General features: G+C 29.5%; 9 protein-coding genes. 4 read left to right on the forward strand and 5 right to left on the reverse strand.

From position 1 onward, the window contains the following. Positions 1-2: 2 nt before the first annotated feature. The 4 genes from Q9968_RS04070 to Q9968_RS04085 form a co-directional block, all read right to left on the reverse strand. Positions 3-1,763, reverse strand: coding sequence for an ABC transporter ATP-binding protein (locus Q9968_RS04070; protein ID WP_305513738.1), 1,761 nt, complete (start codon positions 1,761-1,763; stop codon positions 3-5). Then, a complete protein-coding gene (locus Q9968_RS04075; RefSeq protein ID WP_305513740.1) occupies positions 1,763-3,511 on the reverse strand; it encodes an ABC transporter ATP-binding protein in 1,749 nt (582 codons plus the stop codon). Before Q9968_RS04075 ends, Q9968_RS04070 begins: the two co-directional genes overlap by 1 nt. Before the next feature lie 116 nt (positions 3,512-3,627). Continuing rightward, on the reverse strand, positions 3,628-4,179 hold the full coding sequence (locus Q9968_RS04080; RefSeq protein WP_305513742.1) for an ECF transporter S component: 552 nt from the start codon (positions 4,177-4,179) through the stop codon (positions 3,628-3,630). An 859-nt stretch (positions 4,180-5,038) separates the two neighbouring features. Then, complete coding sequence (locus tag Q9968_RS04085) at positions 5,039-5,185, reverse strand: hypothetical protein (protein ID WP_305513744.1); 147 nt, start codon at positions 5,183-5,185, stop codon at positions 5,039-5,041. A 379-nt stretch (positions 5,186-5,564) separates the two neighbouring features. Between Q9968_RS04085 and Q9968_RS04090 the strand changes: the two genes are divergently transcribed. The 4 genes from Q9968_RS04090 to Q9968_RS04105 all read left to right on the forward strand — a co-directional run bounded on the left by Q9968_RS04090 (position 5,565) and on the right by Q9968_RS04105 (position 13,967). Then, on the forward strand, positions 5,565-10,307 hold the full coding sequence (locus tag Q9968_RS04090; RefSeq protein WP_305513747.1) for a chitobiase/beta-hexosaminidase C-terminal domain-containing protein: 4,743 nt from the start codon (positions 5,565-5,567) through the stop codon (positions 10,305-10,307). A 23-nt stretch (positions 10,308-10,330) separates the two neighbouring features. Beyond that, entirely contained in the window at positions 10,331-11,101 is a 771-nt protein-coding gene (locus tag Q9968_RS04095) for a hypothetical protein (protein ID WP_305513748.1), read from the forward strand. Between the two features lie 814 nt (positions 11,102-11,915). Further along, entirely contained in the window at positions 11,916-12,908 is a 993-nt protein-coding gene (gene ilvC / locus Q9968_RS04100) for a ketol-acid reductoisomerase (protein ID WP_305513750.1), read from the forward strand. Between the two features lie 54 nt (positions 12,909-12,962). Next, positions 12,963-13,967: a methanogenesis marker 12 protein gene (locus Q9968_RS04105; protein ID WP_305513752.1), complete on the forward strand. Its 1,005-nt coding sequence runs from the start codon at positions 12,963-12,965 to the stop codon at positions 13,965-13,967. Here Q9968_RS04105 and Q9968_RS04110 read toward each other — a convergent pair. Beyond that, the gene (locus Q9968_RS04110; protein ID WP_305513754.1) at positions 13,964-14,161 is read right to left on the reverse strand and encodes an LSM domain-containing protein; all 198 of its coding nucleotides are present in this window, start codon (positions 14,159-14,161) and stop codon (positions 13,964-13,966) included. The two genes, Q9968_RS04105 and Q9968_RS04110, sit on opposite strands and share 4 nt — an antisense overlap. Positions 14,162-14,179: the final 18 nt, after the last annotated feature.

The raw sequence follows: 14,179 nt of genomic DNA on the forward strand, positions 1-14,179 counted from the left end.
ATTTAAAAACCTGATTTATTGATTTTCCAGCTTTTAGCTTTAATTCGTCTTTGCCAGAACTCCCCATATAAACCTTCTTCATTAATTAAATCATTATGAGTTCCTTCCTGTATGATTCTACCGTTATCAATTACAATTATCTGATCGGCATTTTTTATTGTAGACAACTTATGAGCAATCATTACAAGGGTTTTGTTTTTAACAAGTTCATCAATAGCTTTTTGAATATGTTTTTCATTGTCCGGATCAACACTGGCAGTTGCTTCATCAAGAATTATAATAGGCGCATCCTTTAGAATTGCCCTTGCTATGGAAATCCTCTGTTTTTCACCACCTGACAATGAAGATCCTCCTTCACCAATGATAGTATCATAACCATTTTCCAATTCCATTATAAACTCATGGCATCTTGCTTTTTTACAAGCTTCAATTACTTCATCTTTTGTTGCATCCACATCTCCAAATTTTATGTTATTTAAAACTGTGTCATTAAACAGATAAACATTTTGAAATACCATTGACATGTTTTTGAGAAGATTATCTGCAGTCATTTCTTTAATATTGACATTTCCAACCTTTATCTCACCAGAATCCACATCCCAGAATCTTGCAATTAAGTTAGCTATTGTTGTTTTGCCACTACCTGATCTTCCAACAAGAGCTGTCATACTATGCTCCGGAACTTTAAAACTGATGTTGTGCAATATTTCCTGTTCTTCATATGCAAAGCTGACATTTTCAAATTCTATATCAAAATGTTCAAGAGCTATGTCATTTCCACCGCTATCTATGATTTCAAGATTAGAAATGGATTTATATCTCTCTAAAGCTTTTTCCATAATATATATTTGAGGACTTAATCCAGCTAATGATTTAAGAGGCATATAAAACTGGAATATGAAAATAAGTATCATCAACATGAAAATCATGTCCATGCTTTTATTGAGTGCGAAAAATGTGGCGAATAAAATAGTTACTCCAATCCCTATTGAAAAAACATTTTCAAAGATAAGCATTGGAAACCTAGATTTTTTCTCAAATTCAATAGCCGCATCCCTTGTTTTTATAAATTCCCCATTCAATTTTTTAGATCTAACTCCAACCATATTAAATGATTTGATAATTGGAATTCCCTTAATATATTCTATAACTGCATCAATAAGTTTGGATTGAACTTGTAATTTGATGCCTGAATGAAATTCCATTACTTTTTCATGTCTATTTAGTGCAAACAGCGCTAAAAGTACTGTGATGAGAGAAATAATTCCAATCCTATAATCCAGTATTGTTAAAAATACAACTCCTATAGCTGTATTTAAAAAAGCAGTTACTATTTTTGAAATTTGCATCATGGAATTTTCTTCTATAAAGCTCATATCAGATGTGGCGACTGCTGTAATGTTGCCTATATTACTTTGTGAAAAGTATCCCATCGGAAGTCTTTTTAACTTATCTCCCAATTTCATCCGTTCATCTGCAAAGATTTTAAACCCGATATTTGCTTGAAACTTGTCAATTAAACGCCTTGTTATAGTTCTCAAAATAACGCTCATAACAATGACTATGCCTACAGTCCATATATTATCCATTGTAAGGCTGTTTGAAATTATCTGGTTTAGAACATATAATATCAGCATTATTGGAATAATTGCAAAAATTTCTTCAAAAAATGATAATACAAAAGCTATTTTTAAATTTTTTGAATAGTCCCCTGCAATATTTAGAAGTTCTCTGATGATTTTAATCATGTTGAATTCCAACATTATGTTTCCCCCTTAACATTTATATCCCAGTTTAATGATTCCATGTGAGATTGCCATAGCAATTTATATTGATTAGACTCTTCAAGCAATATTTCATGTGTTCCTTGCATTAATAGGTTACCATCATCCATTAATATTATATTATCCGATTCGACGATGCTTGAAAGACGATGAGCTATTACGATTAAAGTTTTTTTACCTACAAGTGAATTTAATGCCTCCTGTATTTTATCCTCATTTTCTGAATCGGTGAATGTTGTTGCTTCATCAAGAATTATAATAGGTGCATTCTTTAGAATTGCTCTGGCAATTGTGATTCTTTGTTTTTCACCACCAGAAAGTTTGTTTCCAGCATCTCCAACATCCGTATCATATCCCCTGTCCAATTCCATTATAAAATCATGGCATTGTGCAAGTTTTGAAACAGATATGACTTCCTCATCACTTGCATCAGGCCTTCCGATTCGAATATTTTCCATGATTGATTCGTTGAATAAAAAGGTGTCCTGAGAAACATAACTAATTAAATTCATTAAATTTCCAAATGAAATATCATTTATGTTAATTCCACCTATGGTAATTTCTCCACCATTCAAATCCCAAAAATGAACTAGAAGCCGAGCAAGTGTACTTTTACCACTTCCAGATTCACCAACTAATGCAGTTACAGAATTTTCATCGACTTTGAATGAAACATCTTTGATAACTTCTTTCTTATCATATGCAAAGCAAACATTTTTAAATTCGATGTCATGATTTTCAGGTCTTGATGATTTGTCAGTTATGTGAAGTTCATCTCCACTAAAAGTTTCTTCAAGAGCATCGGTTTGATAATTAAGTCTGGGAATCAATGGTAAAAATGTAACCATCCTTATTAAAGGAGATCCTAAACTAAGTGAGATTAATAATGCAAAGATAAATGTTGAAAGAGCCAAACTTCCTTGAAAATAAAATAAAGTACCGAAAGGTAATGAAAACAGTATTGTGCATGGCATTACAGCTGCATATACCGCCATGTAATTCCATGATTCATTATACCAGTCAAGAGTATATTTTTTATAGTCTTCAACAGAGGAAGCGTATTTCTCATAGGAACTTGTAGTTCTATTGAAAATCTTTATAACTTCCATTCCGGCAATATACTCAACTATATTGGAATTCATATTTTTTGAAGATTCATAGTAATATTTCATCTTCTCCACACCGGATTTCATCATCAACATTATAGCCACAAGACCTACTGAAGTTGAAGCGACAGTTAAAACACCTAATCTCCAATCAAGAACAAATAGCATAATATATACCAGAATACAAATAATCATGTAAGGTAGCCCTTCAGGAATCATATGGGCTAAAATCAGTTCTACTTGCTCAATATCATCTACAAAGTTTTTTTTATAACTGCCTGTGCCCTTCTGATTTATGACACCTAATGGCAATTTGGTCATTTTTTCAGCAAATTTCATCCTCATACCCAATAAAGTATCGTATGCAGCCTCATGAGAGAAATCCAATCCTTTTATATACAGAACCGATTTTAAAAATAAGAAAAGAATAATGGCGCATCCCATTATTATAAGATACTCAACAGTTATTGAATGCTTTTCAACAAAACTAATGATTATATCATATGTTAAAATAAATGTAATTAATTCTGAAACCACACTGAAAAAAATAAGGAGTATTGCTAAATATATTTTATTTTTATGTTCTTTTGCATAAGAAAAAGTTCTCAAAAAACTACTCATAAATATCCCTCAAAAAAGAAACAGTTTATTAAAACATATAGAGTATTGACCAAAATCAGTTATTTTTAAGCATTTTCCTCTTGATTTTGGCAGATATTCCATAAAATTAAATTTTATTATTGGATAACACCTGTTTTTAAAACAGCATCCCCTATCCATTTAGATAATAATCCTGCAAATACTGCTCCTCCAATAACAGTTTCAACAACAGCAAGCAATTGAATTGTAATGTCCATATTCAATATTCCATAGGATACAAAATATAAAATTCCACCAACAACACTTACCACAATACCTGCAATAGCCATAAACCAGCTTTCAAAGTGTTTATACCTGCCGATTAAGAAAACAATTTCCAATGGCAGTCCATACATTAAAACTTGACCTAACATCATAACACCATATGGGGTAAATGGCACTCCCAATACCATAATAATAAGAGAAGACAATAAAACAACTCCAGGTTTACGTATAAGATATGCCACCAAAATAGGTGGGAAAAATCCTATACCCATAATAAATGGGAAAAATGTTGGAAAAGCCATTAAATAAGCAGTTGCATAAGTTAAAGGAATATTTAATAGTCCTAAAGCTATTGAAAGTACAGCTGTAATCATGATATCATGAGTACTCCATTTACGATTAAAAATTGAAACATTTTCGTTCATAACAAACACCACCATAAAATTAAGCATATTTAGGTATGCCTAAATTTACTGCATATTATACTAATATCATATTATTAATATATATATTTTTTTATTGAAATTGGATTGTTGGCAGAAATTATTGAGTTTTGGCTTTTGTTCAATTTTAAACTGTCTTTTCTATTTTTTTTATCAATGTCATCAACTCAATTTTTGATTTCATGTTTTTTCCTTTTTTATATTACTTTATATGTCTTGTTCAATTGTTATTCGTATTTTTTCCTGTGTAATTTTCAATGTTCAGTCTGTTTTTCATTGTATTACAATTGATTTCGATTCCCCGTGTAGATTGTAGAGTTTTTTGAAATCTTCTATTGTGAAGTTTTTTATCTAATAATGTTGGTTAGTAGTAAATTCTGTTGTTCCGTTTTCTAGTGTTATTGTCAGTATTCTTAAATTTAAGTGTTTTTGTTTTACTGTATTTTTTCTTTTTAGGTCAGGATTGTGGAATTTATTTTAATCTGTCTTTTGTGAGTTCAATTTTTGATTTTTGAGTCATTTTCTGTAATTTTGTATCGTTCGTCAATATAACTTTTATCTTTTAATTTGGGGATGAAACAACTGTTCATGGACATTATGTGTGCGTATAATTTATATTGCGTTGTATTCTATGTCGAAATGAAAATTGATTTATTCTGGTGTGATTAATTCATGGGATGTTTTCTAGGTTTTGGTGCATTAGAGGTAATTCTGCTTGTTTGTAGTTTCCAAGTATTCCATCGAGTATAAATCCGTTTAATAAGTCCATAATTGATGAAAATTTGGCTTGTGCAGGTTTTTCTGTATTTTTTCAGTGACTTTGATTTTGGGATTTGATAGATTATCCAGTAATCTTGATCTTTTCATTTCCTATTTTTCTGGAATTATTGTTGTCTTCTTTCCTGCAGATCTTTTGAACTTTTTCAATGGAAATTTGTTGTGAATTGTCATTATATGGTTCATTATTGATTTTATTTATCAAATCCATTTCATTTAGTGATTTCGAGGATAAATATCTTTTTATTTCTTTATCAGATAAGTTTTCATTGTTTTATTGAATATTCGATTAATTGTTTACCGAATGTGTTGTTCATGTTTTCAATACTGTAATGACATGATGTAATTACAAATTGAATGCATTGTTTTTTGTATTTTACTTCCATGTATGAGTTGCAATTAATTCCTTGAAATCCTGTTACATTTATTTTCTAAAAAAAGCAAAATATTCAGTTTTTATGTCAGTTGTGTTTGGTTTTTTTAAGATCTTTTTCTGGATTTTCAGGATGTGTATTATATTTAATGAATGGTTTTTCCATAGTTTAAATTTAGTTTTTGTCTTGTAATGACCCATATTTGCTTTTCGCTATATGTTATTCCATATTTTTCTTCAATTAAATTTTGTACATCTTTTAAATTATATTTTTCTTCATTCCCAGTTATTATTTCGTTTAATTCTTTTAATTGTTGGTCGTTTTATAATTTGTTTAAACTGCACTTATGCAGTTTCAGACAATGCAGTCGAAAATGATACGTTAAGCATCGATTATCAATCAGATGATATCTATTCTGATAGTATAGATGTTTCATCAGATGATAATCATGTTGATGAAAAAATTGAAAATTCATCCAATGTTAAAATTCAAGACAATAATACGAAACCCAGTAATGTTGTAAAAAAAGCTAGTTCCACAGTTAAAACAACAATTACTGCAAAAGATGTGACCAAATATTACCAAGACGGAACTACTCTTAAAGCTTATTTGAAAAATTCAAACGGCAAAGCATTATCCGGGAAAAAGATCACAGTAACTTATTCTGGTAAAACTTACTCACGTACAACCGATTCCAAAGGTTGCGTTAGTTGGGATGTTCAAAAAGGACCCGGAACATATTCAGTGAAATTTTCTTTTTCAGCAAGCGGTTATGCAAGAAGCAGTAAAACAGCAAAAGTTACAGTAAAAGCAATGCCAACAACATTAACTGCAAATAATCTTGCTTTCACATATGGTGATGGCAACAATAAGTTAAAAGCAACTCTAAAAGATAAAAATGGAAAGGTTTTAGTAGATAAAACTGTTGTTTTTAATTTTAATGGTAAAAACTATAATCAAAAAACTGATTCCAAAGGAGTTGCAACACTAATAATTGGAGCAGGACCAAAAAAATACACAACAACAATTTCATTTACAAATTCAAATTATGTAACCAGTAAAAAGACAGTAACCGTAACAGTCAACAGTATCCCTACAAGTTTAACAGTGAATGATTTAACTTGTAATTATGATGACAGCAATGCATACTTATATGCAACTTTAAAAGATACCAAGAATAATAAATTTTTAAGTGGACAAACCATCATATTTAAAATCAATGATAAAAGTACAAATGTAGTTAGTGACAGTAATGGGCGAGCAGGAATTAAAATAGAAGAAAAACCCGGAACGTATAATGTTGAAGTCTCATTTGCTAAAAGTCCATATGCAAGTGTTAGTAAAAAAATTAATGTAAATGTAATATCATTTCACCCAACAGTGAATTATGATGGTGGATTTTACAATAACTCTTATCTAAATTTATCATTAAACATAAATAATGCTAAATTGATTAAATATAGTTGGGACAATAATAATTGGAACCAATCTAATAAATCAAAGTCATTTATCTTGACAAATGGCATTTATGATTTATATTACAGCAACGGCACCTGTAGTATTTACCATGAACATTATATAATTGACAATAAACGTCCACTCGTCTGGAGTAATTTGGATTCCGATTTATATAGCTCACCTATTCTTGTAAATTTGACTAGCTGGGATAATCTTGATCAAAACCCTAAAATTTATTATTCATTAAATGAATCAAATTTCAGATTATATGAAAATGTATTAAGTATTTCCAAAACTACCTCTTTACGATTTTATGCAATTGATTTTAATGGGCATAAAAGTGAAGTAATAACCTGCAATTACATTTTTGAAAAAGTAGGTAATTTAAATTCAGGTAAAGGATACACAACAATTCAATCAGCAATTAATGATGCGAATACTCATAATGGAGACGTAATTAAAATTGGTGAAGGTTTATATAATGAACAAATAACTGTAAATAAATTTATTAATTTAATATCAATTAACGCTACATTACAAGGCATAGACTCTACTCATCCAGTTATTGGAGTTACCAATGGAGGAAGCAATAGTGTTATTCGTGGATTTAAAATTAAGGATTCTTCTTTTGGAATTGTAATTTATCAAGCAGAAAATGTTACTCTCATTAATAATCAATTTATTAATGTGGTTAGTTCTATAGAAACTGATTGTGATACAAATACTTTGATTGCTTATAATTCAATTGATTCAAATAAGTTCATAAATTCCATGAGAGGTATAAGTGTTAGAAAATCCGATAATCTTATGGTTTTAAATAATAATATATTATTAAATTCTAATATGGGTGCTGGCGGGATTCTTGTTTTAAATAATACTTCAAATAATATTTCAATTGTTAACAACAATATTATCAATAAAAACAAGTTAAATGGTATTGGATTATATATTCTTTGTCCGAATATAAATATAAATTCCAATAATATTTCAGATTTTGATACTGGATCATATGTAATCTCTTATAACTCCCACGTGCTTTATAATGAATTTAAAAACAATAAATATGGAGTATTCTTAAGAGTTTCAGTTAATAATACTTATGCTTTTAATAATATTCATGATAATAAATTATGTGGTTTTGTTTTAGACGCCTCTCTTTTATCATATGATGATTCATTTTATTTAAATAGATTATGTGATAATGGTCAATATGATTTTTATTCCGAAGCAAATTGCTCTTATGTTATAGATAATAACTGGTGGGGTGAAAATACTCCTAAGATTTCTACAAGTCGCAATGTTCTTTCTAATGTTTATAATGCTACTGGAAATTTAATAATGAACACCTGGATGGTTGCACATTTATTTTCATCATCTTATAAAGTAAATGAATATAGTCAAATTGAAAGAGCTAAATTCTATGTTGATTTAACTTATAATAATTTGGGAAATAAATTATCTTCATTAGGATATATTCCAGATAATCTTGAATCTTTTATTTCTGTATTTAATGTTGATGGAAATAAAAAGTTTAATACAACTTATTTAAAAGACGGCAAAGCATTTGTGGATTTTGAATTAAGTAGTTTATTTGCAAATCATGACCATATTTCAGTTATGGCTATTTTTGATAATGAAAAAATAGTTAACACATTTAATAAGAATGCAACAATAGACATAACATTATTTTCATCTGCATGGGATGTTGAAAATAATTATTTTGTAAACAAAACATATCATATCCCATTTAGTAATAATGCCTCTTGGATTACTTTTAGTTGGGGTGAATCAGGTTTATATTCTGGTAAAATTTATATGATCGTTAATGGAGAAATTATTGATGAAATTAATATCAACAATCTTTTTTATCAATATTTTAAAAATAATTATTCGACAAAGGTTTTTGAAGCCATTAAATTTTTAAATAATGTTTTTGCAAGTATGAAAGAAGGTGTTTGGGAGCCTAATGGCTACTATTTAAGTTTTGCAAAAGCAGCAAATATTGATGCAAGTAATTTTAATTTAGTTTATAATAGATTCTTAAATTATCTGCAATTAGATTATAAACTAACTAATTCAGAATTAGATTTCGTTAAAAATCATAAAAACTATTTTATTGATATGATTGAAATGACTGCGGATTATCATGGTGACGTAACTCCAGACATTAATTTTGAATATAATGGACAGCATAAGCTTTTAAATCCACCATCCAGTTATGCGTACCGTATAAGCAATATCTATTATACTGATATTACTGATGAAAATAATATGAGCATTGGTTATGAAGGTATGCGCAGTTTTGCAGTTGTTAAAAATAATCTAACAAGCAATGATTTACGTTACTGGTTAAATCAAAAAGAACTATATGCACCAGGTTTGATGAAAGCCGCTTATGGTACATTTTTAACACCATTAATTGTCATTTACGAAAATGACCGTGTCGCTGATGAATCAGCAAATAAATTTAATGTAACATGGAGCCGTATTAGTCCAGCATGTGTTTCACTATGTAATGATTATAACAGTCTGTACATTACTGGTGAATCTGACCATAATATGGGTCGTGAAACCATAGGAAACAACACTAATGTTTGGAAGTTTAATTATGCTACAAGTTTCAGTTTCAGTTTAGTGGAACAATTAGTCGGCAATAATGTATGGAATACCACAGTAATTGGCAGCGTTACTCTTGGTTTAATTGAAAGTTTCATGAACAATGGAACTCTAGAGATATTCACCAGTAATGGTTATACTTTTATCAAACATGCAGACGATAATAGTACATTATTATTTTTAGATTTAGAAACCGGCATTGTACGTGATTACTTTAGTAATTATGGATTACTTGGAACAATGCCCTGCTACCATGACAACATAACAGAAAATGCTTGGAATTATGGTGGAAAAATATTAAATAAATCAAGTAATGATTATTCTGATTTAGAATCCATTGGGAATTATTCAATAAATAATGTTTTATTCAATACCTCTCTTGGAAATGATTGGTCTGAATTGGAATCATTTTTTACTAGTTTAATTGTTGGAATTGTAGGTGGAGAATTAGTTTTAGCAGGCATTACTCTTACAGCAGGGGGATTAATTACAGGTGATATTCCCGTATCTATCGCAGGAATATTTTTATTTGCATCAGGAGAAGTTGGATTATTATATGCCGATGGATTATTAGATGGGGAAATAACCTATATTGATGCGGCATTTTTCCTTTTAGATAATGGTTTATCTTTTATTGGGTTAGGTGGCACTTTAAAAATAGGTACACAAATTACCAAAGTTACTGTTGAGCGAATAATACTTTCAAAAGGAGGAAAAATTGCAACTATAACTTCAATCAAAATTGATGAGAAGTTGATTAGATATAATCCAATTGAGTTAATATTAAAAAACAATTATGATGATCCAGTTATTCGTCAAATAATTAATTTTTTCAATACCAATATTGTTCCTCCAGTATTTAAAGAGGCAATCGAAAATAAATAAATAAATAAAACAGAGGAAATATAATGAAATCATTCGCTGAAATTATGAAGACTAGTTGGAGAGATTTGAATTCATATGAACTTAAATATTATACATTGGGTTTGATTATAGAATGCGAACTCTTATCATTCTTCACTTCAGTTTTCATTGCATTTTTAATTGGAGACTTTAATTATTTATTAATTTCATTTACGGGTTTATCTTTTTCATCACTAATAATAATTTTAATTATTTATAAACGTGATTATTTAAATGAGAGGTATGTTTTATTTGATATGAGGTATCCTGGAATTTCATATCAGGGAATGATTTTCATTTTATTTGGAGTTAGTGGATTATTATCCACTGGTGTGGGAATTTTAGCTTTTAAACAAGGTGGTTTGTATTCCACTATTGCTTTTAGTTTAATAGAATTTTTCCCACCCCTATTTATGTTTTTGAAATTAAATGTGTATAATAATGAGAGTAGATGGTGTTTAAATGACTTTAAGAATAACATGACTTTTGGATATCATCCCTTTTATTATTATATGTTATCTCTTATGGTTTGTAATGGTCCAATGGGCATTTCACTTTTATGGATATTTAAAAGCATTTTTCAAAATGTAATGTCTTTGAATCATAGTTTATTTTATTTTTTACTATCATTCTGTTTATTTTGCTTTGTACTATCTCCAGATAAAATTAATAACATAATTCCATTTGAATTAAAAACAGAAAAAGGATTTAAAAAATATGCCTTTTTATCATTAATTTTAACAACCACATTATTAATATCAATGATATGGAAGTAATAACATGTTTATAGGAAATGATAAAGGTAGTCAATTAGCAAGATATATTGCTTGGATATATATTATTTTATGGATTTTATTCATTATCTTTATGGTAGTTAGATTTAATCTTAATGAACTTTTTGAAATTGATTTGATAATACCATTAATTATAACAACTATTGTTGACATCTCATTGTCATTAATTATTTACATATCGTCATATAAAATTAAAAATAATAATCAATTATGTATTTTATATAGCGTTATTTGTTTATTTTCAATTTTTTGGTATTTTAATTGGTTTGGGTTAATTTTATTAATACTATTTATAATTACCATAGCAATAATTAAATTAGAAAGGGACACTTATTAAAAATTATATAAATGACCATAAATTAATTAGATTTGGACTTCATAAATTGGTGATTTATCGAAATCATATCCGTTGCAGGTATTTCATATATGATTTTATTTTTGGATGAATTTTTTCTCCTCATTGCAATTAATATTTATGAGGACATGTCAATTATAAAACTTTTTTTAATGCAAATTATCTTAATAATCTATGACATATTATATTATAGATGCAGATTTCCTATTTTTAAATCGTGTAGTCAAGATTGCAAAACTTGTTCGTTTCATTCGCTATGAGCATTCTAAAAATGTTAGGGATATTTTCATAACAACTTATATACTAGGATGTATAAAAATTACGTGCCGAGAGTGTGAAAGTATTCATAAACACAAATCTTTTAGTTACTTTTATTAATAATTAACAATCATAATTATTAAGTGATATTTTAAGATATCTTAATTTTTAACAAGTGATATTATGAAAATGTATTATGACGACGATGTAAATACAGATGCTCTTGAAGGAAAAACCATTGCAGTAATAGGTTATGGTTCACAAGGAATAGCTCAATCTAGAAATATGGCTGATAGTGGAGCTAACGTTATTGTTGGTGTAAGGGAAAATGGTAATTCTTGGGATTTAGTTAAAGAAGATGGCATGACTGTAAAAACCATTGAAGATGCAGCTGCTGAAGCGGACATTATTCACATTTTGCTTCCGGATGAAATCCAAGAAAAGGTATATGCAGAGCAAATTGCACCTTATGTTGAAGCTGGAAACACTATTTCTTTCTCTCATGGTTACAATATTCACTTTAAATTAATTAAACCTGGAGAAGACGTAAATATTGTAATGTTTGCCCCAAAAGGACCGGGATCAATGGTAAGAAGAACTTATGAAGAAGGATTTGGTATTCCTGGTTTGGTAGCAGTTGAACAAGATGCAACTGGTGACGCTTTACAATTGGCATTAGGTATGGCAAAAGCATGTGGTTTAACCAAAGCTGGTGTTTTAGAAACTACATTTAAAGAAGAAACTGAAACTGATTTGTTCGGTGAACAAACTGTATTGTGCGGAGGAGTTACTGAATTAATCAACGCGGGATTTACAACTTTAGTTGAAGCTGGTTACCAACCTGAAATCGCTTACTTTGAAACTTGTCACGAAGTAAAACTAATCGTTGATTTAATCTACGAAAAAGGTTTCGAAGGAATGTGGACAGATGTCAGTAACACCGCTGAATACGGTGGATTAACTAGAGGTAAAACCATTATCACTGATGAAGCTAGAGAAGGTATGAAAGTAGCTTTAAAACAAATACAAGATGGCACATTCAAAAAACAATGGGCTGAAGAAAACGCAACTAATGGAGCTAACTTAAAAGAAATGCGTGCAGCCGAAGGTCAAAAAAACATTGAAATTGTTGGTAAAAGATTAAGAAAAGCTTGTGGATTACAAAAAGACGATTAAATGCCTTTTTTCTTTTTTTTATTTTATTTTTAATATATTTTTAGTGTGGTAATCATGGTATTTATTGGAATGGACCATGGAACAACTGGAATCTCTTTTTGCATAATGTCTGATGGGGGGGATGTTATTGATGTTTTTAAAATTGGAAGGGAGGAAAGTAAAGACGGTCTGATTTCTGCATCAGAAGAACTTAAAAAGCGTGTGGATTTCAGTGATGTTAAATTAATGGCAATTACATATGCAATGGGTGACGGAATTAATCAGATTTTGCCAACGGATAAAGTTAAAAATCGGGGGATATTGTCAATTAATGGTGCAGGTAAAGTAACCGGCGGCGGAACATCCGTATTCAGCGAACTTGAACAATTGGATATTCCTTCAGTCATGATTCCCGGTCTTCATAAAGACTCTGAATCTTTAGATAAACTGTTTAGGGCAGCTTATTCACATCAGACAAGTCCAGAAAAGGTCAGCATTTCATATAATGCTATAAAAGAAACTGGGTGGAGTAATTTCATCGTTGCGGACATATCATCTAACAGTGTTGATATTTTAATTGAAAACGGTAAAATTAAAGGGGCTGTTGATGCATGTTTAGGTGCAATGGGTGTTGTTCATGGACCGCTTGATTTAGAAATGCTTCGCGATATTGATGAGAACGATGCATCAGCTAATACATGTTTTTCACATGCAGGCGCTATTAAAATAGCAGGTATTGATGGAAAAGTTTCCAATATGAAAAATCAACTTTTAGATAATTATCGTGAAGGCGATGAGAAAGCTAAACTTGCAATCGATACATTAATAATGACTGTTGCAATGGAAATAGCTGGTTTGGAGATTGTTTGCGAAAATGAAATTGAAGGGGTTGTATTAACCGGTTCTATTGGGAGTGCGGCTGAACCATTTAACTTTAAAGATGAGATTAATAAGTACTTTAAAGATAAATATGATTTAAGAATAATTTCAGCAGAATCAGGAGCGATTGGCGCAGCTCAAATTGCAATGGATGTTTATAATGGTGAAAAAGAGATATTGGGTGTTAAAGTTAATATCTAATCTTCTTTTAAATTTATAAATATTATATTTCCGCCTTTAATGGTTTCAAGGTTATTATTATTTTCTAATACAAGATTTAAGTAATTGTCAATAGCCACCACTTTACCTTCGGTTTGATAATTTCCTCTTAAATCAACACTTACATATTTATTTTTAAATTGACTAAAAAGTTTGTTTACAGTATCATCACTCATTATTTCAAATCCTTGAAT

It is taken from the genome of Methanobrevibacter sp. V14 (genome assembly GCF_963082475.1).
Lineage (GTDB): Archaea > Methanobacteriota > Methanobacteria > Methanobacteriales > Methanobacteriaceae > Methanocatella.

Coding starts and splice junctions, on each gene's coding strand:
- Q9968_RS04090 (WP_305513747.1), top strand. CDS start 5,565: ATGTTATTCCATATTTTTCTTCAATTAAATTTTGTACATCTTTTAAAT.
- ilvC (WP_305513750.1), top strand. CDS start 11,916: ATGAAAATGTATTATGACGACGATGTAAATACAGATGCTCTTGAAGGA.
- Q9968_RS04080 (WP_305513742.1), bottom strand. CDS start 4,179: ATGAACGAAAATGTTTCAATTTTTAATCGTAAATGGAGTACTCATGAT.
- Q9968_RS04075 (WP_305513740.1), bottom strand. CDS start 3,511: ATGAGTAGTTTTTTGAGAACTTTTTCTTATGCAAAAGAACATAAAAAT.
- Q9968_RS04095 (WP_305513748.1), top strand. CDS start 10,331: ATGAAATCATTCGCTGAAATTATGAAGACTAGTTGGAGAGATTTGAAT.
- Q9968_RS04070 (WP_305513738.1), bottom strand. CDS start 1,763: ATGTTGGAATTCAACATGATTAAAATCATCAGAGAACTTCTAAATATT.
- Q9968_RS04085 (WP_305513744.1), bottom strand. CDS start 5,185: ATGGATTTGATAAATAAAATCAATAATGAACCATATAATGACAATTCA.
- Q9968_RS04105 (WP_305513752.1), top strand. CDS start 12,963: ATGGTATTTATTGGAATGGACCATGGAACAACTGGAATCTCTTTTTGC.
- Q9968_RS04110 (WP_305513754.1), bottom strand. CDS start 14,161: ATGAGTGATGATACTGTAAACAAACTTTTTAGTCAATTTAAAAATAAA.